The organism is Pseudomonas sp. GW821-FHT01D09 (genome assembly GCF_059422465.1).
Window position 1 is genome coordinate 1 of the sequence record NZ_JBWKWY010000047.1, and the last position, 23,498, is coordinate 23,498.

Consider the following 23,498-nt stretch of genomic DNA (forward strand, 5'->3'; position numbering starts at 1 on the left):
CGATAGCGGTGTGTCAGTTGATGCAGTTGCCACTGACACACCGCTATCGCAGGCAAGCCAGCTCCCACATTGGATCTTCATTGTTTTTCCCCACACCTTATGACTGGAAATCGACCATGAACAAAACACTGCTGTCCCACCCAGTCAAAGCACTGGCCCTGGCCCTCGGCCTGTTCAGCTCGGCGGTGTTTGCCGCCGATGCGCCGCTCAAAGTCGGCACCACGGCAGCCTTCGCCATCCCCCTGGAAGCCGCCGTCGAAGAGGCCGGCAAACAGGGCCTGAAGGTCGAGTTGGTGGAGTTCACCGACTGGATCGCGCCCAATGTCAGCCTCGCCGCCGGCGATATCGACGTGAATTACTTCCAGCACATTCCGTTCCTGGAAAACGCCAAGGCCGCCGCCGGTTTTGACCTGGTGCCGTTCAAGCCGGGGATCATCAACAACGTGGGTCTGTACTCGAAAAAATTCAAAAGCTTCGATGAGCTGCCCCAGGGCGCCAGCGTGGCCATCGCTAATGACCCGATCAACAGCGGGCGCGGCCTGCAACTGCTGGCCAAGGCCGGTTTGATCAGCCTCAAGCCGGGCGTAGGCTACAAGGCCACCGAAGACGATATCGTCGCCAACCCGAAAAAGCTCAAAATCCTGCAAGTCGAAGCGGTGCAACTGGTGCGCGCCTATGACGATGCCGACCTAGTGCAGGGTTACCCGGCCTATATCCGCCTGTCCAAGACCTTCAATGCCGAGTCGGCGCTGCTGTTCGATGGCCTTGACCACCCGGAATACGTGATCCAGTTCGTGACCCAGCCCAAAGGCACGAGCGACCCGCGGGTGATCAAGTTCGTCGAGATCTACCAGCATTCGCCGGTGGTACGCGCGGCCCTGGATAAATCCCTGGGCACCCTGTACCAAGTCGGCTGGGAAGGCTGAATATGAGCGCCGCCAATGCCCAACTGCGCGACCTGGGCACACCGCCCAGGGACGCGCAACAGACAGCGCTGCACCCTGACTTGAACCATGCCCATGTGCGTTTTATCAACCTGGGCAAAACCTACGGCGGCACCGTGCATGCGCTGCAAGGCATTGACCTGGCGATCCAGCACGGCGAAGTGTTCGGCATCATCGGCCGCAGTGGCGCCGGCAAGTCGTCGCTGATCCGCACCATCAACCGCCTGGAGCACCCCAGCAGCGGCCGGGTGCTGATCGACCAGGTGGATATCGGCGACTTCGACGAAGACCGCCTGGTGGCCCTGCGGCGGCGCATCGGCATGATCTTCCAGCACTTCAACCTGATGTCGGCCAAGACCGTGTGGCAGAACGTCGAGTTGCCGCTGAAAGTCGCCGGCGTGCCCAAGCCACAGCGCGAACAGAAAGTGCGTGAGCTGCTGGCACTGGTGGGCTTGCAGGACAAGCACCAGGCGTACCCGGCGCAATTGTCCGGCGGGCAGAAGCAACGGGTGGGCATTGCCCGCTCGCTGGTGCACGACCCGCAGATCCTGCTGTGCGACGAGGCCACCTCGGCCCTGGACCCGGAGACCACCCAGTCGATCCTCGGCCTGTTGCGCGAGATCAACCAGCGCCTGGGCCTGACCATCGTGCTGATCACCCACGAGATGGCGGTGATCCGCGAAATCTGCGACCGCGTGGTGGTGCTGGAACACGGGCGGATCGTCGAGCAAGGCCCGGTGTGGGAAGTGTTTGGCAACCCTCGGCATGAGGTCAGCAAGACCCTGCTGGCGCCCCTGCAACACGGCTTGCCCGATGAGCTGCAAAAACGTTTGCAGGCCACGCCACAGTCGGCGCAGGCGGCCGTGGTGCTGCGCCTGCAATTTACCGGCGCCAGCGCGGATGAGCCGGACCTCGCCGCGCTGTTCAGCGCCCTGGGTGGGCGCGTGCGCCTGCTGCAAGGCGGGGTCGAGCGCATCCAGGGCCACGCCCTGGGGCAGTTGCTGCTGGCGGTGAGCGGCTCCACCCTGGAGGCCGACACATTACGCACCCGCGCCACGCGCTGGGCACAACAGGTCGAGGTGCTGGGCTATGTGGTTTGATCGTTTATTACAGGGCGCCATCGACACCTTGTTGATGGTCGGTGTGTCGTCGTTGATCGCGCTGCTGGTGGGCATTCCGCTGGCGGTGTTGCTGGTCACCAGCGACAAGGGCGGCATCTACCAGGCCCCCGCGTTGAACCGGGTGCTGGGGGCGTTCGTCAATCTGTTCCGCTCCATCCCGTTCCTGATTCTGATGGTGGCGCTGATCCCCTTCACCCGGCTGATCGTCGGCACCACCTACGGCGTCTGGGCCGCCGTGGTGCCACTGACCATCGCCGCCACGCCATTTTTTGCGCGGATCGCCGAGGTCAGCCTGCGCGAAGTCGAGCATGGCCTGATCGAAGCCGCCCAGGCCATGGGCTGCCGACGCTGGCATATCGTCTGGCATGTGCTGTTGCCAGAAGCGCTGCCGGGGATTGTCGGCGGGTTCACCATTACCCTGGTGACCATGATCAACTCGTCGGCCATGGCCGGGGCAATTGGCGCCGGTGGCCTGGGGGACATTGCCTACCGCTACGGCTACCAGCGCTTCGACAGCCAGATCATGCTGACGGTGATTGTGTTGCTGGTGATACTGGTGGCCGTGATCCAGCTGGGCGGTGATCGCCTGGCGAGAGTGCTGAATAAAAGGTGAGGTATAGTCGGGCTATCTCAGCGCCCGGTATTGCCCATCATGCCCCTCAAGCCCGACGACCTCGACCAGATCACCGCCACCACCCTCGGCCACTACAACACTGTGGCCGAAGACTTCCGTGAAGGCACCCGCGACCACGATGTGAGCCAGAACATCGACGCCTTGCTGCGGCATATCCAGGCGCAGGCACCGTTTACCGTGCTGGATTTTGGCTGCGGGCCGGGGCGGGACTTGCAGACCTTCACCCGGCTTGGGCATATCGCCGTGGGCCTGGATGGCGCCGAGCGGTTTGCGCAGATGGCGCGCCAGGACAGCGGCTGCGAGGTGCTGCACCAGGACTTCCTCAAGCTTGACCTGCCGGCCGGGCGCTTCGATGGGATTTTTGCCAATGCGGTGCTGTTCCATATTCCCAAGCAGGAACTGCCGCGTATTCTCAAGCAGCTGCATGGGGCGTTGAAACCGGGTGGGGTGTTGTTCAGCTCCAACCCCAGGGGGGAAAACCAGGAGGGCTGGAACGGGCCGCGTTATGGCTCATATCACGACCTTGCGGCCTGGCAGGCGCTGCTGACCACGGCGGGGTTTGTGGAGCTGGAGCACTACTATCGCCCGGCGGGGCTGCCGCGCGAGCAGCAGCCCTGGTTGGCCAGTGTGTGGCGTAAGGCCGGCGGTGCCTGAGGGGCGCTATCGCAGCGATGCGGCGACCCGACAAGTCCCCTACATGGGTTTTGTGGTGCCTAGCGCGGTTGTAAACAATCCAACGATTGATCCACCACCACCTTGGCCATTTCTACCAGGTGCATCACCGCCCTTTGATGCCCGCTCATGGCGTCATGGCCTACCTGGGCGGTTGTTACCGCGCAATGCAGCAGATCGGCGGCGCGGGCCAGAGCCTCTTCAAAACTGAGGTTGTCATTGATGAGGTAAGGGGCGGCGTCAGGCGCACTGGCTTTCAAGTAGTAGTCGATGGCGCGACGGGTGAGGGCATTGTCGCTGAGGAAGTCTTTGTGGGAATGGGGTGGGTCGGGGGTGATTTTGACCATGGTGAACACCTCTTGCTAAGGAAGAAGTTGCCACCGTCCGCTTGCACGCGAATTAGGGTGGCAACTGTACGAAGGTGTGCAAGACCGGGGCAAGAAGCGAAACCCAGCAGACCCGAAGGCCTCCCTCGCACAGCTGCCATAACGGGCAGACGCCAAGCATAAAAACCGAGCGTTGAGCTGTTTGATGTGTGGATCATACTTGCCGTCGGACTTGCACGTCCGGTCATCGAATGCTCGAAGACCGGCCGAGATTATCGACCTGATCCAACGGAAACAAGGCCGTGGAATTCTCTAGGAAACGTCCCGCGAATGAAAGAGATCGGTCTTGCTGGCCATTGAAAAACCCGTGCTGTATCGAGGCTTTTACCGGTCTTCTGAATAGTCAGTAGGCTTAGCCCTATTGTCACGTCGGAGCTTTCTGGATTTACCCCTTTCCCGCTTATCGTCCTTTACTGCGACTTAACATCTCGCCTGTCATTTACGTACAGGGACTACGTCATGCAGGAAAGCGATCTTCATTCGGCAATCATTCGAAGCCAGCTTGAGCTGGAACGAAACGGCATAGATTTCGGCTCAACTGCCAGCATGGCGTTTCATCTGGGAAATACGATGACAAGCTGCCCGGCAGTCATGGTTTTGCCTAATGCACCAAGCTGGACGCATGGCGCGAGTTACAAGTTACTCAGGCCCCTTCATTCCGATTCTTCGGCACCCAACACTACTTTTGACGAGCTCTGGAAGTGCACACAGCAACACTACGGTTTGACGGTAGCAACGGTTCTAACCGGTGCGGCGGGCATACCCATCAGCAAAATTGCTGTGGGAACCTGGGTCCACGTGGGCTCCAGCAAAACAACAAACCTGGCTAGCCTCATTGGAATGCGCTTTTTCCCTCGTACACTGATCAGGCAGCCGACATTGGCCAGCATGGCAAAAGCAACTTTTGGTACCGTCCGGGTATTTGGCATTCTCGGGCGAGGCATTCCCTTCGTTGCTGCGGGTTTGGCTGTTTTTGATCTAATTAGTATTGGTAAGTGTGCCTATGAGGCAAGAAATGGAAAGTAACCTGACCAGAGCCGAGATTAGTGAAAAAGTGATCCAGCTTTTCGTCGATATCATTGGCTTTATCGACCGAAGCCAGGTGACGGAACAAACGGACTTCATCCACGACTTTAAGATCATTGATGAAGATCTGACCTGCTTTGTCATGCAGATCAAATGGCAATTCAAATTGCAGGCGACTCAGGATGATTGGGATCACATCACGACTCTCCAGCAAGTTGTCGATTTGATTGTTCAATATCGGCGGTGAGGCAACTGACGCTATCGCGGTGCGACGATTCGACTTGCCCGCGATGGCCTCAAGGGCGCTGCTGATCCACCTGATACACCACCGGACTTTCACCCACCACCCACGCCGTCACACTGCGCGCCGCATAGCCGTCCCTCTGCTCCTGCGCAAAGTTGGCCACCAACCGCGTGCCATCGGCAAACGTGGTCTGCTGCACCAGCCGGTCGCGGCTCAGCCAGCGAAAATCCGTCAACGCCTGGGTCGCCAAACGCTCATGCAACGGGCGAAAAAACCCATCCTGACGCTGGATCATCGGCAAGCGCTGCTGCAAGGTGGCGGCGCTCAGGTGATACAACGGCGGCACGTTGTAGAGCAGTTGGGTCAACTCGTTCTCCCCCTGCACATTGCTCAGCTTCAGGCTGTCGAACAGCCAGTGATGGCTGGTGATGACCGCGCCATGGAACACCGCCTGATACAACGGCAGGCGCATCGCCGGGGCAAAGTACACCGTGCGCAGCGGCTCTTTGAGGGGCACGCGCTTGAAGAACACTGCCGGTTCCTCTGGTGGGTACCAGGCCCCCACGTAGTACGGCGATTGCTTGTCCTGGGTCATCTCGCGGTCGCCCCAGCCCATGACCGGGGTTTGCATGCCATGGGCGAACAGCACGCCACGGGCGGTGGTGGCGTTGCCGTCTTCGGAACCCACCGGCAACTGGAGCTGGCTGGCGATCCAGCGCGCCGCGTCGATATTGCCTTCGGCGTTCTGCGCCTGGGTCATGCCCAGTACCGAGCGATAGCTGTCAAACAGCATGCCGGTGGCGTAGGCATCGAGAAACCAGGCATTGAACCCGGCCCTGGCCTGCACCGCCGTCACCCGTGCCTGCAGCAGCGGGCGTACGCAGCGCGGGTCGGTGTAATGCCCGGACTTCTGGAAGCCGGTCTTGAGCTGGCCGTTCTTTAACATGATCGAACAGTCGCGATAGGCACGGCTACCCAGGTGGGCGGTGATCCAGTCGGGGTTTTCGGTGTCTGCCAGGGCGGTTTGATAGGAGTCGTAAGGGGCCATCAAATACCCGGCCTCGACGCCTGCGCGCACGGCCTCGGGGTGCCACAGCCCACCCTCCCAGCCTTCGCCCAGGGTCAGCAGCAGGCGTTGCAGGCCACTGTCCTCCAGCGTCTTTAGGGTTGTGGCGGACAATGTGCTGCCCCAGGTTTCAGGGGCTGCGCTCAAGGCGCTGGCAAACGCCACCGCCAATGCCTGACGGACCGCACCATAGCCTTCGACGAGCGCGTGCATATCGGGCTCGGCCCTGGCTTGCCAAGCCTGGCGCGCCTTTTTGTTAAGTGCCGCGTTGAGCCCTCTGAGCAGCACGGCTTGCTGGTAGCGATCCAGGAACGGCTGGGGGGCTTGCACCACCTGCGCCGCTTCAGGGTCCAGCAAGCCATTGAGTTGCGCGCCCAACCCCTCAGGCGCACGCAGCAATGTGCGCAACTGCGCCCAATCGCGCACATCGCCAAGGCCCAGCAGGTCATTGCCCCACAGGTACACATGGCTGGCCCCCAACAGCTTTTCGCCGGCCGGCAGGCGTTGCAGTTTGTCTGCCAGCGGCTCATAGAGCCCCTGCTCCACCAGCCACTGGCGGTAGCGTTTGGCACCGGCCAGCATGTCGGCCTCGCCCAGGTTCAGGCGCAGGGTCATCGGTGCGCTGGGGTCCAGGGCGGTGAATTCATGGCGTAGCGACAAGCCCAGGCGCGGGCCCTCGGCCTGCCACTGCAAGCGGTTGTTATACGGGTTGGTCAGCAGCCAGTTGAGGGTGAAGCGTTCGTGATCGACGCCCCATAACGGCAGGCTGAGGTCCTGGGTGCTGTTCATATCGCCATACTCCAGCAGGAAGTCTTGCCAGAGGCGATTGCCGGCGGGGATGTAATGCCCCTCGGCGAGCGGCCAGATCAAGCCCTTGCCCATGGCGCTGGCAGGCTGGCGGATAATCTCCAACTCGCCGGCCTCGCGGGCGGTGATGGTCAGGACCAGGTCGCGCTGCTCCAGGGTGGCACTCAGGCGGTAGGCGCCTTTATCCCATTGCCAGTTGGCGTGCTGAGTGGACTGTCGCAACTGGCTGACCGCATGGGCCGCCACGCCGCTGGAGGCCTGCACCGGCTCGCGGCCGGCCGGGGTCACGCGTATGGCCAGGGTCGCTGCATCCAGTTCGATGCGCCACTGGGGGTTTTCCAGCACGGTGCCGGCCACGGCCAGGGGCGAGAGCAGGAGCACACAGGCCAGCCAGGCACGGCGTAGGCAAAGGGTCATGACGCAGGCCTTCACGGGAACGAAAGGGCGAGGGTAAAACAATTCGTTACCAGGAAGGCACGCGCGGGGAATTTAGAGACGTTTCCCACCACACCAAGCCCGTAACCGCTACGAGGCTTGTGTGATGGGACCATGTTCAGCTGTGCTTGGGCTCGCGGATTTTGTACCAGGCCACATACAGCGCCGGCAAAAACAGCAGTGTCAGCAAGGTGGCGATGATGATGCCGCCGATCATCGCGTAGGCCATCGGCCCCCAGAACACTTCCCGAGCAATGGGGATCATGCCCAGGCTGGCGGCCGCCGCCGTCAGCAGGATCGGCCGGCGCCGGTGTTCGGTGGCCTGCACCACCGCGTCCCACGGCGTGTAGCCTTCCTGCTCGTAGGCATCGATCTGCGTCACCAGAATCACCGAGTTGCGGATGATGATGCCGATCAGCGCCAGGATCCCCAGGATCGCCACAAAGCCCATGGGCGTGCCCGTGGGAATCAGCGCCAGCACCACGCCAATCAGGCCCAGCGGGGCCACGCTGGCCACCAGGAACATCTTCTGCACGCTGTGCAACTGGATCATCAGGAAGGTCGCCATCAAGAACAGCATCAACGGCACCACACTGGCAATCGGGCCCTGGGCCTTGCCGCTTTCTTCCACGGTGCCGCCGGTAGCGACCTTGTAGCCCACCGGCAAGCCGGCGCTGAACTTGTCGATCTCAGGCTTGAGCTGCTTGACCAGGTCGGTCGGCTGCATCTCGTCGCGCACGGCGGCCTTGATGGTGATGGTCGGCTTGCGGTCGCGACGCCACACCAGCGGCTGCTCCAACTCGTAACGCACGGTGGCAAAGGCCAGTAGCGGGATCGAGGTGCCGCTGGGGGTGACGATTTGCAGGTTCTGCAAGGTTTCCGGGGTGCCGCGCTCGGCATCTTCGGCGCGACCAACCACGTTGATCAGGTAGATATCGTCGTGCACCTGGGTCACGGCCGCGCCGCTGACCACGCTGTTCATCAATTGCGCCACGTCTTCGGACGATAGCCCGAGCTGGCGCGCCTTGTCCTGGGCGATATCGATCCGCAGCACTTTGCCCGGCTCGTTCCAGTCGTAGATGATCTCGCCCAGGTGCGTATTTTTATCCAGCAACGTCGCCAGCTCGATCGCGTGCTTGCGCACCTGGTCGATGTCTTTGCCCGATACCCGGTACTGGATTGGCCGCCCGACCGGCGGGCCCATTTCCAGGGGTTGGACAAAACTGCCGACGCCCACGAAGTCATCGCGCAAGCGCTGTTGCAGGCGCTCGATCAGCGCGCCGCGCTCTTCCACGCCCTTGCTGACGATCACCAACTGCGCGTAGTACGGGTTCTCCAGTTGCTGGTCCAGGGGCAGGTAGAAACGGATCGCGCCCTGGCCGATGTAGGTGCTCCAGCGCGCGATGTCCGGGTCGTCCTTGATGATCGCTTCCAGGCGGTCCACGGCCTTGCGGGTTTCATTGATCGAGGCGTTTTGCGGCAGGTTGAGGTCGACGAGGATCTCCGGGCGGTCCGACGACGGGAAAAACTGATTCTGCACAAACTGCATGGAAAACACCGACGCCGCAAACAGCAGCACCGTCAGGCCAATCGCCCACCAGCGGTTGCGCATGGCCCACAGCATGCCGGCGTTGAATACCCGCCCGACCCGCCCCGGCTCGTCACTGTGGGGTTTGACCTTGCTGCTGAGGATATGCACGCCGATCACCGGCGCAAACAACACAGCCACCACCCACGACACCAGCATCGCCACCGCAATCACCGCAAACAGGGTGAAGGTGTACTCGCCCGCCGAGCTGGCGTTGAGGCCAATCGGCACAAACCCGGCCACGGTCACCAGGGTGCCGGTGAGCATCGGGAATGCGGTGGAGGTGTAGGCAAAAGTCGCCGCCTGCTCCAGGGTCTCGCCTTTTTCCAGGCGTGTGATCATCATTTCCACGGTGATCATCGCGTCATCCACCAGCAAGCCGAGGGCGATGATCAGCGCGCCCAGCGACACCCGCTGCATGGTGATGCCACTGTATTCCATGAACACAAACACCAGCGCCAGCACCAGCGGGATCGAGCACGCCACCACCAGCCCGGCGCGCAGGCCGAGGCTGATAAAGCTCACCACCAGCACGATGATCACCGCTTCAAATAGCGCACTGGTGAAGCCGCCAACAGCCTCTTCCACCACTTCAGCCTGGTCCGACACCTTGTGCACGCCGATGCCCACCGGCAGGTCGGCCGTCAGCTCGTCCATGCGCTGGTGCAGGGCCTTGCCGAACTCCTGGATATTGCCGCCCTTCTGCATGGCAATGGCCAGGCCGATGGCTGGCTGGCCGTTAAAACGAAACAGCGGCCGCGTCGGGTCCACATAACCACGGCTGATATCGGCGATATCCGCCAGGCGATAGAAGCGGTCATTGAGCCGCAGGTTGACGTCGGCCAGATCCTTTTCCGAGGCAAATTGCCCCGAGGTGCGCACCGAAATCCGCTCCGGCCCGGCCTCGATCACCCCGGCCGGGGTCACCGCGTTCTGCGATTGCAGGCTCTGCACCACTTGGCGCTGGTCAATCCCCAGGGCAGCCAGTTTGCGCGTGGAAAAATTCAGGTAAATCACTTCGTCCTGCTGGCCGATCATCTCGACCTTGCCCAGCCCCGGCACCGCCCGGATCTCAGCACGCACCTGCTCGACGTAATCACGCAACTGGCGCATCGACATGCCATCGGCGGTAAAGGCATACACCGAGCCAAACACATCACCGAATTCGTCGTTGAACGACGGCCCCTGCAAGCCCTGGGGGAAGGTGCCGCGGATATCGTCAATCTTCTTGCGCACCTGGTACCAGATCTCGGGGATCGCCTTGGCGCTGGTGGTGTCCTTGAGGAACACGAAAACCGTGGATTCTCCGGGCCGGGTGTAGCTTTTCACATAGTCCAGGGAGTCCAGCTCTTCGAGCTTTTTCTCGATGCGGTCGGTGACCTGCTTGAGGGTTTCTTCCTGGGTCGCGCCCGGCCAGCGGGTCTGGATCACCATGGTCTTGATGGTGAAGGACGGATCTTCCTCGCGCCCCAGGTTCATGTAGGAAAACACGCCCATCAACAGCGCGACGAACATCAGGTACCAGACGAAGGACTGATGCTTGAGCGCCCAGTCGGATAAGTTGAAGCTCCCTTTCATCGCGGGCTGTCCTCGTCGGTTTTGACTTTTTGTCCAGGCTTGAGGCTGTTGACCCCGGCGCTGACCACACGCTCGCCAGGCTGCACGCCGCCGCTGAGCACGACATGGCTGGCGTCGCGGCTGACCAGGGTCACATCACGGGGCTGCACGCTCTGTTGTTGTCTATCGACGACCCAGATACGGGTCTTGCCCTCGACATCCTGCACCGCACTGGCAGGCAGTTCGATGCGCGGGGCGATGGTCGAGCTCAAGGTCACGCTGATCGCCGTGCCCAGGCGGAACGCCGGGGGCGTCTGGGCCAGGGTCAGGCGTGCGCGACGGGTGCGGGTTGCGCTTTGGGCCTGGGGTTCGATCTCGCGCACGGTGGCGGTGGTGTTGATGCTGGGCTCCAGCTGGCTGGCCACCAGGAACACCACATCGGCCGGCAGGCGCTCGGCGAGGCCGGCAGGCAGGTCGATCACCGCTTCCTTGATATCCGGGCGGGCCAGCGTCACCACTTGCTGGCCGGCACTGACCACCTGGCCGGCTTCGGCATTCCAGGCGGTGACGATGCCGCCATGGTCGGTGCGCAACTCGACGTAGTTGAGCTGGTCCCTGGCCTGGTCCACCGAGGCCTTGGCCTGGTCGAGGGAAGCCTGGGTGGTTTTCAGGTCGGTCTGGGCAATGTCCAGTTGCGCCTGGGCGCCGACGCCACGGTTGAACAGTTCCTGCTGGCGGCGCGCATTGGCCTGGGCATTGATAAATTGCGCCTGGATCCGCGCCAGGTCGCCTTGGGCCGCGCGCAGCTGGTTCTGCTGGTCGGTGGGATCGAGCACGGCCAGCAAGGCGCCCTTGTCAACTTCGGCGCCCACATCCACCGCGCGCCGCGCAATACGCCCTGGCACCCGGAAGCCCAGGTTGCTTTCATAACGTGCCTGGATGCTGCCGGCAAAACGCCCGAGGTGGGCCTGGTCTTCGGCTTTCACCTCGACCGAGAGCACCGGGCGCACGGGGTCCGGCGCCGGTTCTTCCTTGGAGCAGGCCACCAGCAGCAGGCTGCTGGCGAGGAGCAGCGTCAGGCGCTTCATGGCTGCACCCCCTTGGCCTGGACCGGATCCGGCGCCTGGGCGATCTCCACCACCATGCCCGGGTGCAGCAATTGCCCACCGGCCACCACGACTTTTTCGCCGCCCTTGAGGCCGTCACTGATGATCACTTTGCCGGTCAGGTAGCGCGCGACAGTGACCTTGTGCAATTGCGCCTTGCCGTCATCGTCCACCAGCCATACGGCAGGCTCGCTGAGGTCTTTGGTCAGTGCCGCCCAGGGCAGTTCGATGCTGGCCCTGGTTTGCCCGTTGGCGGTGGCGCTGACCACCGAACCCAGTTGCATGCCCTTGGGCAAGGCCTCCAGGGCGATCTTCACCTGCACCGTGCCGCTGCTGGCGGCAACGGCCGGGGTCACTTCACGCACTCGGCCCACGGCCTTGATGCTCGGGTTGTCCAGCAGGCTGACGGTGATTGGCACATCCGGCGGTGGCTCCGCCAGCAGCGATTCGTAGACGTTGAACACCGCATCGCGCTCGCCGTCGCGGGCCAGGCTGAAAATCGGCACGGTGGCCTGCACCACCTGGCCGACTTCGGCCTGGCGCGCGGTAATCACTCCCGGCGCCTCGGCGATCAACGCGGTGTAGCCCAGTTGCTCGCGGGCATTGGCCAACTGCGCCTGCGCCGCCGCCAGGGCGCTTTGGCTGCTGCGCAGCGCGGCCTGGGCGGCGTCGTATTCGCTGCGGCTGGTGTAGCCCTTGGGCAGGAGTTTTTCCTGGCGCACAAAGGCCGCCGCCGTCTGTTTGACCCGCGCCTGTTCCGCCACCACCTGGGCCTGGGCGGAATCGACGTTGGTCTGCAAATCCTTGGGATCGAGCCTGGCCAGCACTTGCCGGGCCGTCACGCGGTCGCCCACATCGACCATGCGCTGGATAATCTTACCGCCCACGCGAAACGACAAATCGGTCTGCACCCGCGCCTGGATATCCCCGGTCAGGGTCACCGCCGCGGCAAAATCGACCGGTTGCACGGTTTGCACAAACACCCTGGAGTGGGCCTTGGGCTCAGGTTTTTCCTGGCCACAGCCGCTGAGCAATGCCAGCAGGGCTACGCCACAAATAACTGTTGAGGTGGGACCGCCCATGCAGGCTCCTTTCGCGTGATACTGACGTGCCAGTGTGTATGCGACTGTGAGCTTAGTTCAGGGTTCCGCCTTCGCCTAAGTGATTTGCAGGCCTGCGGTGGTGTTCTTCTACACGATAAGATGTGGCTCCATGCCGGCCCGGAACGCCCTCGATGCTTAAGACCTTAGCGGTGGCCAATTACCGCTCGATCAATAAATTGGTAGTGCCGCTGGATCGGCTGAACCTGATCACCGGCCCCAATGGCAGCGGCAAATCCAACCTGTACCGTGCCTTGCGCCTGTTGGCGGAAACCGCCCAGGGCGGGGTGATCAATGCCCTGGCCCGCGAAGGCGGCCTGGATTCGACCTTCTGGGCCGGCCCCGAAAGCATCAGCCGGCGCATGCACAACGGCGAGGTGCCGGTGGAGCTGAGCGTACGCAGCGGCGCCAAGCGCTTGCGCCTGGGGTTTGCCGGGGAGGATTTCAGCTATGCGATCTCCCTAGGCCTGCCAGAACCCAGCGAGTCGTATTTTTCCCTGGACCCCGAGATCAAAAAAGAATGCATCTGGGCCGGCCACGTCTATCGCCCGGCCAGCCTGCTGGTGCAGCGCTCCGGGCCGATGGTGCGCGCCCGCGACGGACGGGCCTGGGAGGTGCTGGCCCAGCACACGCCCAACTACCACAGCCTGTTCGATCAGGTCGGCAGCCTGCGCGGCTCGCCGGAAGTCCTGACACTGCGCGAAAGCATTCGCGGCTGGCGCTTCTACGATCACTTTCGCAGCGACGCCGATGCACCGGTGCGCCTACCGCAACTGGGTACGCGCACGCCGGTGTTGCATCACGATGGCCGCGACCTGGCAGCCGCGTTGCAGACCATCCGCGAAATCGGCGACCCCGAGGCCTTGCAGCAGGCGGTGAGCGATGCGTTTCCCGGCGCGCGTTTGCATATCGAGCCGTTGCAGGGCGGGCGTTTCGCCATTGAGTTCTATCAGGAAGGGTTGCTGCGGCCGCTGTCGGCGGCGGAACTCTCGGACGGCACCTTGCGCTACCTGCTGCTGATCGCCGCGCTGCTGACCCCACGCCCGCCGACGATGATGGTCCTCAACGAACCGGAAACCAGCCTGCACCCGGACCTGTTGCCGGCCTTGGCGCGCCTGATCATCCAGGCATCCAAGCAATGCCAGGTGTGGGTGGTGTCCCATGCCAGCCGCTTGATCGCGGCGTTGCAGCAAGATGAGGGATGCCATTCGATTGTGCTGGAGAAGGTGATGGGCCAGACGCAGATTGTGGGGCAGCGGGTGTTGGATGAGCCGGCGTGGCATTGGCCGAGCTAGGCGGTGCCTGCACCGGCCTCATCGCGGGCAAGCCCGCTCCCACAGGGGAACATTCAGTACAGGATCAGCCCTGCCACTTACCCCCTTCAACAATCACACTCTCAGGCTTGGTCTCATCGCTCAGTTCTTTGCGCACGTACTGGTCATACAGCTTGAGCAAGAACTGCTCTTCGCCCAGCTTCGCCAACTCGGCATTCACCCAGTCGCGCAGTTCGATATTGCCCTTCTTCACCGCCGGTGCAATCGGCGCTTCGTCGCCCAGTTTCTCTTCCAGCACGCGATAGCCCGGGTTCTGTTTGGCCCAGCTGAACAGCACCAGGTTGTCTTGCGCATAGGCATCGCCACGCCCAGCCGACAAGGCTTGCAGCGACTCGGAGTTTTTCTCGAACTTGAGCAGTTTCCAGTCCGGGTGGTTCTTGGTCAGCCAGATATCGGCGGTGGTGCCGGTGGTGACGATGGTGGTGCGGGTGGCCAGGTCGTCGAGGCTTTTCACCGTGCTTTGGTTAGGCACCAGGGCCTGGACCGCGACTTTCAGGTTGGGGTTGGTGAACTCCACCGCTTCCTTGCGCTCCGGGGTCACGGTCATGTTGGCGAGGATCAGGTCAACCTTGTCGCTCTGCAAAAACGGGATACGGCTGGCCGGCTCCACGGCCACGAACTCGACCTTGTTCTCGTCGCCCAGCAGGTCCTTGGCAAACCGGCGGCCGATATCGGTATCAAAGCCCACGTAGCGCCCGGCTTCATCGACAAAGCCAAACGGCGGCTTGTCGGTAAACACGCCGACGATCAGCTTGTCGCGGGCCTTGATCTTGTCGATGTAGCTGACAGCCGCAGGTTTTACCGGCTCTTCGGCCTTCTTATCGCAGCCGGCCAGTAAGGCGACGGCAAACAGTGGCAGCAGTAACTTTTTCATATCAGCTCCAGTTCCTTGATTTTCTTGGGCAGTGTTGAAACAAACGAGAATTTCTCGAGGAACTGCTGCGCGCGTGCGGTCTGCGGGTTCGTAAAGAAGGCCTCTGGGGTGTTGTGTTCGAGGATGCGGCCCGCCTCCATAAACACCACGCGGTCGGCGACGGCGCGGGCGAAGGCCATTTCGTGGGTGACAATCAGCAGGGTCATGCCATCGCGGGCCAGGTCCTGGATCACCTCCAGCACTTCCTTGACCATTTCCGGGTCGAGGGCGGCGGTGACTTCGTCAAACAGCATGACCTGGGGGTTCATGCACAGCGAACGGACGATGGCGATGCGTTGCTGCTGGCCGCCCGAGAGCTGGCGCGGGAAGGCATCGCGCTTGTCGGCGAGCCCCACCCGTTCCAGCAGTTTTTGCGCCTGCTCGCGGGCTTCGCGGGGCTCGCGCTTTTGCACTTTCAGCGGGCCCAGCAGGATGTTGTCGAGCACGCTCATATGGGGGAACAGGTGGTAACTCTGGAACACCATGCCTACGTCCTGGCGCACCTGGCGCCAGTCGGTGTGTTTATCCAGCAGCTCTTTGCCGGCCAGCCGCAGGCTGCCGCTGTGGGCCACTTCCAGGCCATTGAGGCAACGCAGCAAGGTGCTTTTACCGCAGCCGCTGGGGCCGAGGATCACCACCACTTCACCGCTTTGCACCCTCAGGTCGATGTCATTGAGCACCTGCTGTGCGCCGAAGAATTTATTGAAACCCTGAAACTCGATCAATGCGCTCATGCTTGGGCCCAGCGCCGTTCCAGCACCTTGGAGGCGGCCGACAACGGGTAGCAGATAAAGAAGAAAAACAGGAACAGCGCGCCGTAGATCAACACCGACTCATAGGTGCGCTCGATGATTTGCTGGCCGACCTTGATCACGTCCACCACGCCGATCAGCACCGCCAGGGAGCTGGTCTTGATGATCCGCGTGTAGACGTTGATGGTCGGCGGCGTCATGCGCTTGAGCGCCTGGGGCAGCAGCACATAGCCGTAGAGCTGCGGCGCCGACAAGCCAATCGACAGCCCCGCCTCCCGCTGCCCGCGCGGCAGCGAATGCAACGCGCCGCGCACCACTTCGCCCACTTCACTGGCGCCCCACAGCGACAGCACCAGCACCGCGCACCAAAAACTGGGAATGCTCAGGCCGGTAAAAATCGGCAGGCCAAAAAACAGCAGGTACAGCCACACCAGCACCGGAATTGCGCGGAACAACTCCAGGTAAATGCGCAGCAGCAGGTTGATCGCCCGCACATTCAAAGTGCGCAGCACCCCATACACCACCCCGCCAATGGTGCTGAAGGCGATGCTCAAAAACGAAATCGACAGGGTTTGTGCAGCGCCCTTGCCCAGTTGCGGCAACGACACCCACAACAACTCAAGACCCGAACTGGCCATGCTGGAGCCTCCTTTCCAGGCGGCTGAGCAGCAGCGACAGCGGCAAGAACAACAGCACGCAAATCAGCGTGAGCACGGCGAGCATCTCGTAAGTCTTGTAGTACAGGGCGATGTAGCTTTTGGTGGTGTAGAGAATCTCTGGCACCGCCACCGCCGAGACCACGGTGGTTTCCTTGAGCAGGAAAATGAAATTGGCAAACAGCGCCGGCAGGCTGAGGATCCCGGCCTGGGGCAGGATCACATGGCGCAACAACTGCCAGTCGGACAGGCCGATGGACTTGCCCGACTCGATCTGCGCCAGCGGCACCGCTTCCACACCGGCGCGCAGCACTTCGGTGAGGTAGGCGCCGCCCAAAAAGGTCATGGTGATGATCGCCGCCCAGAACCCGGAAATATTCAAGCCCAGGGCCGGCAAGGCGAAGTACACGAAAAACAGCTGGATCAGCAGCGGCGTGTTGCGCGCCAGCTCCACATACAGCGCCACCAGGCGCGACAGGTAGGGCGTGCGGAACACCAGCAGGGCCGCGTTGACCAGCGCCACCAGCAGCGAGGTGCCGATGGCGATCAAGCCCACTTGCAGGGTTACCCCCACGGCCTTGAGAAACGCCGGCAGGGTGCTGAGGATAAACGCGTAGTCAAAAGTCATTTCAAGTCCTGGGCGCCGCAGGGGTAATGCGGCGTAAACGCAGTCCGGTCCAGCGTGGGTAACGCCGGCAAGCGCTGACTTTAAAGGTATAAAAACCAAAATTTAAATACCGAAATAGCATATTGATATCACCCAAAAAACTAACCTCTGGATTCGCAGGGATCGCAGGTGACAGCTATTGTTCTGAGGTGCGTAGGAAGGGTCTTTTTTCAGCGCTGAACAACAAGGAAGGACAGCGCGTGGCCAGACTGAGGGCCATTTAACCAACGAGGGAATGACAGATGAACGAGGCGAAACCGATTGATCCGCAGGACTTGGTGAAATGGCTGGTGGCGCTGCGGCGGGCGATCAACAGCCGGGATTAATAGGCATAACACCAACCCAATGTGGGAGCAGGCTTGTGTGGGAGCCGGGCTTGCCCGCGATGCAGGCACCTCGGTGTGTCAGTGACACTAAGGTGATGCTATCGCAGGCAAGCCAGCTCCCACACAAGCTCAGCTCCCACATTTCTTGAAGGGGGTTTGGCAAATCAGAACGCCGGCACCACCGCGCCTTTGTACTTCTGCTCGATGAAGGCTTTGACTTCAGGGCTGGTCAGGGCCTTGGACAGTTTCTGGATGGCGGCGCTGTCTTTGTTGTCTGGACGGGCCACCAGGAAGTTCACGTACGGCGAATCGGACGCTTCAATGATCAGCGCATCCTTGGCCGGGTTCAGGCCGGCTTCCAGGGCGTAGTTGGTGTTGATCAGGTCCAGGTCAACCTGGTCCAGGACGCGTGGCAGCAAGGCCGACTCCAGTTCCTTGAACTTCAGGTTCTTCGGGTTGCTGGCGATGTCTTTTGGTGTGGCCAGGGCGTTTTTCGGGTCTTTGAGGGTGATCACACCGGCCTTTTGCAGCAGCAACAGGGCGCGGCCGCTGTTGGAGCCTTCGTTAGGGATGGCAACGGTGGCGCCATCTTTCAAGTCTTCGATTTTCTTGATCTTTTTCGAGTAGCCGCCAAACGGTTCAACGTGCACACCAACCACGGTGACCAGGTTGGTGCCTTTACCCTTGTTGAAGTTTTCCAGGTACGGCAGGGTCTGGAAGTAGTTGGCATCCAGGCGCTTCTCGGCCACTTGCACGTTCGGCTGCACATAGTCGGTGAAGACCTTGATTTCCAGGTCCACGCCTTCTTTGGCCAGGGTCGGCTTGATCAGCTCAAGGATCTCGGCGTGGGGCACCGGCGTGGCCGCGATCACCAGTTTTTCGTTGGCTTGAGCGATACCGGCAGTCAGGGCAGCCGCCAGGGCGGTGAACAACAGAACCTTTTTCATGCAGTGTCCTTAATCGAAAATCCGGGGCGTCGGTGACGGCCGCTTTCTTATGGGGGTGCCAGCGATGTGCTATCGCGGCGTGAAAGGGACAATACCGATATTTTTTATTCCCGAACAATACCTTTTATTCACTTTGATATTCCATTTTGCTCATACAGCGCCCAAGCCCTGAAACAGACGCGTCAACGCTGCGCGTTCGACTTCGTTGCCACTGCTCAGGATCTGCCGCGCCTGGTGCGCGATCTGCGCCACCGACGCCACCGGCAGGTTCAAGTGCTCCGGCAGGATCTCATCACCACTGCTGACCAACAGCGCAAAGTGGATCACGTTCTCCAGCTCCCGCGTATTGCCCGGCCAACTGTGTTGCTCCAGCAGCCGCTGCGCCTCCTCGCTGATCAACGGCACCGGCAGGCCCAGACGCTGGCTGTAGATCCCCAGGAAGTACTCGGCCAAAGACAGGATGTCCCCCACCCGTTCGCGCAGCGCCGGCAGTTCCAACTGGCCTTCGTTGAGGTAATGGAACAGGCGCTCGTGGAATTTACCCACGGCCACGGCCTGGGCCAGGTCGATGCTGGTGGCGGCCACCAGGCGCACATCCACCGGGCTCGGCTGATGGGCGCCGACGCGGGTGACTTCATGGTTTTCCAGGGCGGCGAGCAGCTTGATCTGGATCGGCAGCGGCAAGTCGCCGATCTCATCGAGGTACAAGGTGCCGCCGTTGGCCGAGCCAAACCAACCGGCCCGGCTGCTGGCCGCGCCGCTGTGGCTGCCGGCGGCATAGCCGAACAGTTCGGCATCGGCATAAGTGGGGCTGATCGCACCGCAGTTGACCGACACAAACAGGCCGCTGCGGTCACTGCCGCGATGGATATGGCGCGCCAGCAACTCCTTGCCGCTGCCGGTTTCGCCGCGAATCAATACGGGCAAGGCGCGCGGGGCCAGGCTTTCGAGGTCTTCGCGCAGTTGCCGGGAGCGGGGGTCGACAAACACCAGCGCCTTGGCACGGATGCTCAGGGGGCTTTTTTCGGCGTCGGGGAAGGTCAGCAGTGGCTGGCCAAAGGTTTCATGCAGGCTCATGGCAGGCTCCCGCCCCAATTCCACTCAAGGGACGGGGCGTTGAAAAGGTATTAGGCGCGGCGCCGGGAGTGATGCTCCAAGCGGTTTTGCAGGCGATAGAGGTAGGCGAAACCCTGCTCCCAACGTCGGTGGCCGGACTTCACGTTGATATGCCCGGCGCCTGCGAGAACCCCGGCTTCAGCCCCCCAGTTACGCGCCAGTTCCAGGGCCCGCGGGGCGCTGATCGCACTGTCGTTGTCGGAGCTGACGACCTGGCTGGGAAACGGCAACAGGTCGCGGGGAATCGGCGCAAAGTTGCGCAACGCCGGCGCACACGCCGGGCGCTCGACGTCTGCCGGGGCCACCAGCAAGGCCCCGCGCACCTGGCGCAGGAACTGCAACGGCGCGCTGGCCGCCCAGTGCGCCACGGTGATGCAGCCCAAGCTGTGGGCGATCAGGATCACTGGGGTGCTGTCGGCCGCAATAGCTTCAGCCAAGGCTGCCACCCAGTCTTCGCGGCGCGGGGTCAACCAGTCGGCCTGCTCCACGCGGGCGCTGTTGGGCAGGCTGTTCTGCCAATGGGTTTGCCAATGATCTTCTGGCGATCCTTGCCAGCCCGGCACGATCAGGTAACGGATCAACTCGCTGTGCATGGGTGTGCCCTCCTGCAGCGTTTAACGTTGCTGACCAGTATAGGGATGGGGCATATATTCGTTAAGGAATAAGAAGCTATTTATTAATAACCAAAAAACCATTCGCTTCAATAAAATGTGGAAGCGGGCTTGCCCGCGATAGCGGTGTCTCAGCCAATACATATGCTGACTGACACTGCGCCATCGCGGGCAAGCCCGCTCCCACACAAACCCAACTCCATATGGAGTTGGGCGTGAGGCTTAAATCCCAGGCAAAAAAAAGGCCGCACCCTGCCAAGGAGACGGCCCAAAAATTGTCGAGGCTGTTGACACTAACGCGCGGTAATCACCGACAGCTTGGTAATCCCCGCCCGCTCAATCGACGCCATGGCCCGCGCCACTTCGCCATAGTTCACGCCGTCATCCGCTTGCAGTTGCACCCGCACCTGGGGGTCCTTGGCCTTGGCGGCCTGTAGGTTGAATTCCAGCAGGTCCGGCTGGATTTCATCCTTGTTGATAAACACTTTGCCGGCGCCGTCGATGCTCACCACCAGCGGGTCTTTCTGCTCCACCGGGGCCACGGCTTCGGTCTTGGGCAGGTTGATCGGGATCGCGTTGGTCAACAGCGGGGCGGTGACGATAAACACCACCAGCAAGACCAGCATCACGTCCACCAGGGGCGTGACGTTGATCTCACTGAGTACCTCGTCGCTGTCTTGGGTGGAGAAGGCCATATCAGGACGCCTCCTTCACTTTTTGCGCACTGCCCTGGGCGGCGTTTTTGTGCAGCGTCGGGTGGACCAGCACACGGAATGAGTTTTTCTGCGCCAGGCTGTAGAAGTCATGGGCGAAGTCATCCAGGTCGGCAGCCGTCAGTTTCAGGCGGCGCAGGAAGTAGTTGTAGACCAGCACCGCCGGTACGGCGACGGCGATCCCCACACCGGTCGCGACCAGCGCCGCGCCGATAGGGCCGGCCACGGTTTCGAGGCTGGCGGAGCCGGCGGCGCTGATGCCTTTCAAGGCTTCCATGATCCCCCACACCGTGCCGAACAGGCCGATAAAGGGCGAGGTGCTGCCGATACTCGCGACCACGGCCAGGCCGGTTTCCAGGGAGCGCCGCTCACGCACGATCTGCTGGCGCAGGGCACGTTCGAGGCGGTCCTGGTGGTTGATCGCCTGGCTCAAGTCGGCGGCATGGGATGCCTCGCCGACCTGGATCGCGGCATAACCGGCCTGGGCCACGCGGGCGGCGGCGCCGGGGTGGGTTTCGCTCAATTCGGCGGCCGAATCGAGGCTCGACGCCGCCCAGAACTGTTTGTGAAACTTGCGATCCTGGGCCTTGAGGCGGCCGAATTGCACGCCCTTGAGCAGGGCCAGGCCCCAGGTGGCGACGGAAAACACCACCAGCAGCCAGATCACCGCGCTTTCGATGGATTCAAGTGGAGATGCCAGTAACGTCATGATGCGGTCCTCGGTGTAAGCGATAGAGTGTCGAGCAAAGGCTCAATGAATCTTGAAATCGATGGGTACGCTGACCCAGCCATCCTGGGCCACGTCGCCCTGCTTGGCGGGCACGAAGCTCCAGCGCTTCACGGCGCTGAGTGCGGCGTCGTCGAGTGGCTGGCGACCGCTACTCTTCTGCACCTGGATTTCACCGGGCTTGCCGCTGGCCAATACCTGCACGCGCAACAACACCGTGCCTTCCCAGCCACGGCGCTGGGCCAGTGACGGGTACTCGGGCGCCGGGTTCTTCAGGTACGCGGCGTTGGCCGAAGCAGGCGTCACCGGTGCCGGCGCTGGTGGGGCTGGCGGTGCCGGCTGGGGTGGCGCAGGCGGATGCTCAACGGCTTTGGGCACCGGCTTGGGTTCGGGCTTGGGCACAGGTTTGGGCTTGGGTTTTGGGATCGGCTTGGGTGGCGCCGGCTTGGCGGCCAACTCATCCACGACCGGTGGCGGTGGTTCCACAACCGCAGGCGGCGGCGGTACGGGCGGCGGCGGCTCCACCACCGGCGGCGCCGGCTGGGAAAACTCGATGGTCATCGGTGGAATTTCCGGCGGCACAATCGGCAGCAGCGGCAGCGGTTTCTGGCTGACCCAGTAGATCACCGCGCCATGCAGCGCCAGCGCCAACAGGCCCAATAACAGGCCTTCACGGCGGCTCAAGATCCCCTTGGGGGGTTTCTGCAAACGCAACTGCCCCAAGGGCGCGCGGTGCGGCCGGCCAAGGTCGACCAACTCACCACTCGGTGCCTGGCGCCACAGCGCCTCAGGTGCACTGGCGGCGGTCTGGACATTGCCCATTGATTCACTCCCTGCTGTCTTCAGCGAAAAAACCGACGGGCCTGTGGGGCGACCGTCGAGAGCTGAATCATCGGGGGTAGACGCTTATCTCTTAAAGTAATCTTTAAAGTTATACATAGATCAAACAGAAATATTGAAAATCAGCGGATCGGCCAACGTCACGCCCCACGGGGCCTGGCGGCGAGGGGCAACATCAGGATGCTTTGCGCGCATGCAAAATATTCCGCAAAGGCATGGCTCATCGCGGGTTGGCCTCGCATAAATCCCACAACTGGCGCAGCAGGCCCTGCCCCGCCGCCCCCATCCCATGGCGCCCATACAGCGCCAGCCGCACGCCCTGCACCGCGGGCAAACCGCTGTCGGCGCCCAAGACCACATGCCCGGCCTGCACCACCCGCGCAGGCAGCAGGCTGATGCCCAACCCCGCCGCCACCGCCGAACACACACTGGCCAGGCTCGCGCTGGAATAGCCAATGCGCCAGCGCCAGCCACCGACCTCCAGGTGCTGGAGCATTTCATTGCGGTACAGGCCGCCCACCGGGAATGCCACCAAGGGCAATGGGTCGCGGCCCAGGGCCGGCATGTGGCGGCTGTCAACCCAGCACAACGGCTCCGGCCAGGAGGCCAGGCAGTCGTCGCTGTCGCCCATCTGCTTGACCAGCAGCACATCGAATTCGCCGCCGCGATACTGGCGTAGCAACGCCGGCCCCAAGCCGCTGGTGACCTCCAGGCGTACCCGTGGATAGGCCACGACAAACGCCGACAGCAACGGCATCAAGCGCTCGGCGGCAAAATCCTCGGGCACGCCCAGGCGCAGCACACCGTCGCTCTGCTGGTTGATCAGCACATCGGCGGCTTCTTCGTGCAGGGCCAGGATGCGCCGTGCATAGGCCAGCAGGCGCTCACCCTCGACCGTCGCCACCACCCGGCGCTGGTCGCGGTCGAGTAAGCGGCAGCCGGCACTGTCTTCCAGACGGCGCAATTGCTGGCTGACCGTGGATTGAGTGAGGTGCAGGCGCTCGGCGGCGCGGGTGAAATTCGCACAATCGACAACGGCGACAAAACTGCGCAACAGCACGGGATCGAACATGGGCATTACCATCGTGTTTGCCACTGGTTGGCATGACTATATTTAATTTCAGAATACTCCAGTCGGTGGCCATACTCCGCGCTCACCAAGACGGGAGATTTTCTATGACTGACGATCAGCGCCATCTGCAACGCGCCG

At 62.2% G+C, this 23,498-nt stretch carries 23 protein-coding genes; 7 read left to right on the top strand and 16 right to left on the bottom strand.

The features are described from left to right. The first annotated feature begins 116 nt into the window (after nucleotides 1–116). Genes AC07W7_RS25585 through AC07W7_RS25600 form a run of 4 tightly spaced genes read left to right on the top strand, consistent with a single transcriptional unit; the run spans nucleotide 117 to nucleotide 3,353 of the window. Nucleotides 117–926: a MetQ/NlpA family ABC transporter substrate-binding protein gene (locus tag AC07W7_RS25585; protein ID WP_495040355.1), complete on the top strand. Its 810-nt coding sequence runs from the start codon at nucleotides 117–119 to the stop codon at nucleotides 924–926. Nucleotides 927–928: 2 nt separating this feature from the next. Continuing rightward, nucleotides 929–2,044 (top strand): methionine ABC transporter ATP-binding protein, encoded by a 1,116-nt coding sequence (locus AC07W7_RS25590; RefSeq protein ID WP_099169336.1) that lies wholly within the window; start codon nucleotides 929–931, stop codon nucleotides 2,042–2,044. Continuing rightward, the gene (locus AC07W7_RS25595) at nucleotides 2,034–2,678 is read left to right on the top strand and encodes a methionine ABC transporter permease (protein ID WP_076962055.1); all 645 of its coding nucleotides are present in this window, start codon (nucleotides 2,034–2,036) and stop codon (nucleotides 2,676–2,678) included. The genes AC07W7_RS25590 and AC07W7_RS25595 overlap by 11 nt, the downstream gene beginning before the upstream one ends. A 39-nt stretch (nucleotides 2,679–2,717) precedes the next feature. Then, nucleotides 2,718–3,353 carry a class I SAM-dependent methyltransferase gene (locus tag AC07W7_RS25600; RefSeq protein ID WP_076962054.1) on the top strand — a complete coding sequence of 212 codons (636 nt, stop codon included), beginning with the start codon at nucleotides 2,718–2,720 and terminating at the stop codon, nucleotides 3,351–3,353. 59 nt (nucleotides 3,354–3,412) lie between these two features. On the opposite strand, the gene AC07W7_RS25605 is transcribed toward AC07W7_RS25600, so the two are convergent. Beyond that, a complete protein-coding gene (locus AC07W7_RS25605; RefSeq protein ID WP_076962053.1) occupies nucleotides 3,413–3,718 on the bottom strand; it encodes a DUF6124 family protein in 306 nt (101 codons plus the stop codon). 498 nt (nucleotides 3,719–4,216) lie between these two features. On the opposite strand from AC07W7_RS25605, the gene AC07W7_RS25610 reads away from it, so the two are divergent. Together AC07W7_RS25610 and AC07W7_RS25615 are read left to right on the top strand one after the other, a co-directional pair. After that, nucleotides 4,217–4,783 (top strand): hypothetical protein, encoded by a 567-nt coding sequence (locus AC07W7_RS25610; RefSeq protein WP_495040356.1) that lies wholly within the window; start codon nucleotides 4,217–4,219, stop codon nucleotides 4,781–4,783. Beyond that, nucleotides 4,773–5,030: an acyl carrier protein gene (locus tag AC07W7_RS25615; RefSeq protein ID WP_099169337.1), complete on the top strand. Its 258-nt coding sequence runs from the start codon at nucleotides 4,773–4,775 to the stop codon at nucleotides 5,028–5,030. The genes AC07W7_RS25610 and AC07W7_RS25615 overlap by 11 nt, the downstream gene beginning before the upstream one ends. A 49-nt stretch (nucleotides 5,031–5,079) precedes the next feature. On the opposite strand, the gene AC07W7_RS25620 is transcribed toward AC07W7_RS25615, so the two are convergent. The 4 genes from AC07W7_RS25620 to AC07W7_RS25635 form a co-directional block, all read right to left on the bottom strand. Then, a complete protein-coding gene (locus AC07W7_RS25620) occupies nucleotides 5,080–7,317 on the bottom strand; it encodes a glycoside hydrolase (RefSeq protein WP_495040357.1) in 2,238 nt (745 codons plus the stop codon). Nucleotides 7,318–7,453: 136 nt separating this feature from the next. Next, entirely contained in the window at nucleotides 7,454–10,501 is a 3,048-nt protein-coding gene (locus AC07W7_RS25625) for an efflux RND transporter permease subunit (protein ID WP_495040358.1), read from the bottom strand. Beyond that, on the bottom strand, nucleotides 10,498–11,568 hold the full coding sequence (locus AC07W7_RS25630) for an efflux RND transporter periplasmic adaptor subunit (protein ID WP_099169339.1): 1,071 nt from the start codon (nucleotides 11,566–11,568) through the stop codon (nucleotides 10,498–10,500). Before AC07W7_RS25630 ends, AC07W7_RS25625 begins: the two co-directional genes overlap by 4 nt. Then, nucleotides 11,565–12,668, bottom strand: coding sequence for an efflux RND transporter periplasmic adaptor subunit (locus tag AC07W7_RS25635; protein ID WP_495040359.1), 1,104 nt, complete (start codon nucleotides 12,666–12,668; stop codon nucleotides 11,565–11,567). The genes AC07W7_RS25630 and AC07W7_RS25635 overlap by 4 nt, the downstream gene beginning before the upstream one ends. A 152-nt stretch (nucleotides 12,669–12,820) precedes the next feature. Here AC07W7_RS25635 and AC07W7_RS25640 point away from each other — a divergent pair, with 152 nt between their 5' ends. Continuing rightward, nucleotides 12,821–13,981 (top strand): AAA family ATPase, encoded by a 1,161-nt coding sequence (locus tag AC07W7_RS25640; protein WP_495040360.1) that lies wholly within the window; start codon nucleotides 12,821–12,823, stop codon nucleotides 13,979–13,981. A 64-nt stretch (nucleotides 13,982–14,045) separates the two neighbouring features. Here the strand turns inward: AC07W7_RS25640 and AC07W7_RS25645 are convergent, their stop codons facing one another. From AC07W7_RS25645 to AC07W7_RS25695, 11 genes are all read right to left on the bottom strand, one after another. Then, entirely contained in the window at nucleotides 14,046–14,894 is an 849-nt protein-coding gene (locus AC07W7_RS25645) for a transporter substrate-binding domain-containing protein (protein WP_495040361.1), read from the bottom strand. Further along, nucleotides 14,891–15,667 (bottom strand): amino acid ABC transporter ATP-binding protein, encoded by a 777-nt coding sequence (locus AC07W7_RS25650; RefSeq protein WP_495040362.1) that lies wholly within the window; start codon nucleotides 15,665–15,667, stop codon nucleotides 14,891–14,893. The genes AC07W7_RS25645 and AC07W7_RS25650 overlap by 4 nt, the downstream gene beginning before the upstream one ends. Beyond that, nucleotides 15,664–16,323 (bottom strand): amino acid ABC transporter permease, encoded by a 660-nt coding sequence (locus tag AC07W7_RS25655; protein ID WP_076962043.1) that lies wholly within the window; start codon nucleotides 16,321–16,323, stop codon nucleotides 15,664–15,666. Before AC07W7_RS25655 ends, AC07W7_RS25650 begins: the two co-directional genes overlap by 4 nt. Next, the gene (locus tag AC07W7_RS25660; protein ID WP_099169343.1) at nucleotides 16,304–16,969 is read right to left on the bottom strand and encodes an amino acid ABC transporter permease; all 666 of its coding nucleotides are present in this window, start codon (nucleotides 16,967–16,969) and stop codon (nucleotides 16,304–16,306) included. Before AC07W7_RS25660 ends, AC07W7_RS25655 begins: the two co-directional genes overlap by 20 nt. A gap of 529 nt (nucleotides 16,970–17,498) precedes the next feature. Beyond that, nucleotides 17,499–18,281 (bottom strand): MetQ/NlpA family ABC transporter substrate-binding protein, encoded by a 783-nt coding sequence (locus AC07W7_RS25665; RefSeq protein ID WP_076962041.1) that lies wholly within the window; start codon nucleotides 18,279–18,281, stop codon nucleotides 17,499–17,501. Between the two features lie 150 nt (nucleotides 18,282–18,431). Next, the gene (locus AC07W7_RS25670; protein WP_197883122.1) at nucleotides 18,432–19,358 is read right to left on the bottom strand and encodes a sigma 54-interacting transcriptional regulator; all 927 of its coding nucleotides are present in this window, start codon (nucleotides 19,356–19,358) and stop codon (nucleotides 18,432–18,434) included. A gap of 50 nt (nucleotides 19,359–19,408) precedes the next feature. Continuing rightward, nucleotides 19,409–19,990, bottom strand: a complete 582-nt coding sequence (locus AC07W7_RS25675; protein ID WP_076962039.1) for an alpha/beta hydrolase — start codon at nucleotides 19,988–19,990, stop codon at nucleotides 19,409–19,411. 311 nt (nucleotides 19,991–20,301) lie between these two features. Continuing rightward, on the bottom strand, nucleotides 20,302–20,703 hold the full coding sequence (locus AC07W7_RS25680; RefSeq protein WP_032856552.1) for an ExbD/TolR family protein: 402 nt from the start codon (nucleotides 20,701–20,703) through the stop codon (nucleotides 20,302–20,304). A 1-nt stretch (nucleotide 20,704) separates the two neighbouring features. Next, on the bottom strand, nucleotides 20,705–21,430 hold the full coding sequence (locus AC07W7_RS25685; RefSeq protein ID WP_169901041.1) for a MotA/TolQ/ExbB proton channel family protein: 726 nt from the start codon (nucleotides 21,428–21,430) through the stop codon (nucleotides 20,705–20,707). Between the two features lie 42 nt (nucleotides 21,431–21,472). Then, on the bottom strand, nucleotides 21,473–22,270 hold the full coding sequence (locus AC07W7_RS25690; RefSeq protein ID WP_495040363.1) for an energy transducer TonB: 798 nt from the start codon (nucleotides 22,268–22,270) through the stop codon (nucleotides 21,473–21,475). A 238-nt stretch (nucleotides 22,271–22,508) separates the two neighbouring features. After that, the gene (locus tag AC07W7_RS25695; RefSeq protein ID WP_495040364.1) at nucleotides 22,509–23,360 is read right to left on the bottom strand and encodes a LysR family transcriptional regulator; all 852 of its coding nucleotides are present in this window, start codon (nucleotides 23,358–23,360) and stop codon (nucleotides 22,509–22,511) included. Nucleotides 23,361–23,498: the final 138 nt, after the last annotated feature.

What these genes read in the sequence shown, in the direction of transcription:
- AC07W7_RS25585 (WP_495040355.1), top strand. Translation starts at nt 117, where the DNA reads ATGAACAAAACACTGCTGTCCCACCCAGTCAAAGCACTGGCCCTGGCC.
- AC07W7_RS25610 (WP_495040356.1), top strand. Translation starts at nt 4,217, where the DNA reads ATGCAGGAAAGCGATCTTCATTCGGCAATCATTCGAAGCCAGCTTGAG.
- AC07W7_RS25645 (WP_495040361.1), bottom strand. Translation starts at nt 14,894, where the DNA reads ATGAAAAAGTTACTGCTGCCACTGTTTGCCGTCGCCTTACTGGCCGGC.
- AC07W7_RS25650 (WP_495040362.1), bottom strand. Translation starts at nt 15,667, where the DNA reads ATGAGCGCATTGATCGAGTTTCAGGGTTTCAATAAATTCTTCGGCGCA.
- AC07W7_RS25605 (WP_076962053.1), bottom strand. Translation starts at nt 3,718, where the DNA reads ATGGTCAAAATCACCCCCGACCCACCCCATTCCCACAAAGACTTCCTC.
- AC07W7_RS25620 (WP_495040357.1), bottom strand. Translation starts at nt 7,317, where the DNA reads ATGACCCTTTGCCTACGCCGTGCCTGGCTGGCCTGTGTGCTCCTGCTC.
- AC07W7_RS25590 (WP_099169336.1), top strand. Translation starts at nt 929, where the DNA reads ATGAGCGCCGCCAATGCCCAACTGCGCGACCTGGGCACACCGCCCAGG.
- AC07W7_RS25695 (WP_495040364.1), bottom strand. Translation starts at nt 23,360, where the DNA reads ATGTTCGATCCCGTGCTGTTGCGCAGTTTTGTCGCCGTTGTCGATTGT.
- AC07W7_RS25675 (WP_076962039.1), bottom strand. Translation starts at nt 19,990, where the DNA reads ATGCACAGCGAGTTGATCCGTTACCTGATCGTGCCGGGCTGGCAAGGA.
- AC07W7_RS25635 (WP_495040359.1), bottom strand. Translation starts at nt 12,668, where the DNA reads ATGGGCGGTCCCACCTCAACAGTTATTTGTGGCGTAGCCCTGCTGGCA.
- AC07W7_RS25595 (WP_076962055.1), top strand. Translation starts at nt 2,034, where the DNA reads ATGTGGTTTGATCGTTTATTACAGGGCGCCATCGACACCTTGTTGATG.
- AC07W7_RS25600 (WP_076962054.1), top strand. Translation starts at nt 2,718, where the DNA reads ATGCCCCTCAAGCCCGACGACCTCGACCAGATCACCGCCACCACCCTC.
- AC07W7_RS25630 (WP_099169339.1), bottom strand. Translation starts at nt 11,568, where the DNA reads ATGAAGCGCCTGACGCTGCTCCTCGCCAGCAGCCTGCTGCTGGTGGCC.
- AC07W7_RS25655 (WP_076962043.1), bottom strand. Translation starts at nt 16,323, where the DNA reads ATGGCCAGTTCGGGTCTTGAGTTGTTGTGGGTGTCGTTGCCGCAACTG.
- AC07W7_RS25680 (WP_032856552.1), bottom strand. Translation starts at nt 20,703, where the DNA reads ATGGCCTTCTCCACCCAAGACAGCGACGAGGTACTCAGTGAGATCAAC.
- AC07W7_RS25665 (WP_076962041.1), bottom strand. Translation starts at nt 18,281, where the DNA reads ATGAAAAAGGTTCTGTTGTTCACCGCCCTGGCGGCTGCCCTGACTGCC.
- AC07W7_RS25660 (WP_099169343.1), bottom strand. Translation starts at nt 16,969, where the DNA reads ATGACTTTTGACTACGCGTTTATCCTCAGCACCCTGCCGGCGTTTCTC.
- AC07W7_RS25640 (WP_495040360.1), top strand. Translation starts at nt 12,821, where the DNA reads ATGCTTAAGACCTTAGCGGTGGCCAATTACCGCTCGATCAATAAATTG.
- AC07W7_RS25685 (WP_169901041.1), bottom strand. Translation starts at nt 21,430, where the DNA reads ATGACGTTACTGGCATCTCCACTTGAATCCATCGAAAGCGCGGTGATC.
- AC07W7_RS25615 (WP_099169337.1), top strand. Translation starts at nt 4,773, where the DNA reads ATGGAAAGTAACCTGACCAGAGCCGAGATTAGTGAAAAAGTGATCCAG.
- AC07W7_RS25625 (WP_495040358.1), bottom strand. Translation starts at nt 10,501, where the DNA reads ATGAAAGGGAGCTTCAACTTATCCGACTGGGCGCTCAAGCATCAGTCC.
- AC07W7_RS25670 (WP_197883122.1), bottom strand. Translation starts at nt 19,358, where the DNA reads ATGAGCCTGCATGAAACCTTTGGCCAGCCACTGCTGACCTTCCCCGAC.
- AC07W7_RS25690 (WP_495040363.1), bottom strand. Translation starts at nt 22,270, where the DNA reads ATGGGCAATGTCCAGACCGCCGCCAGTGCACCTGAGGCGCTGTGGCGC.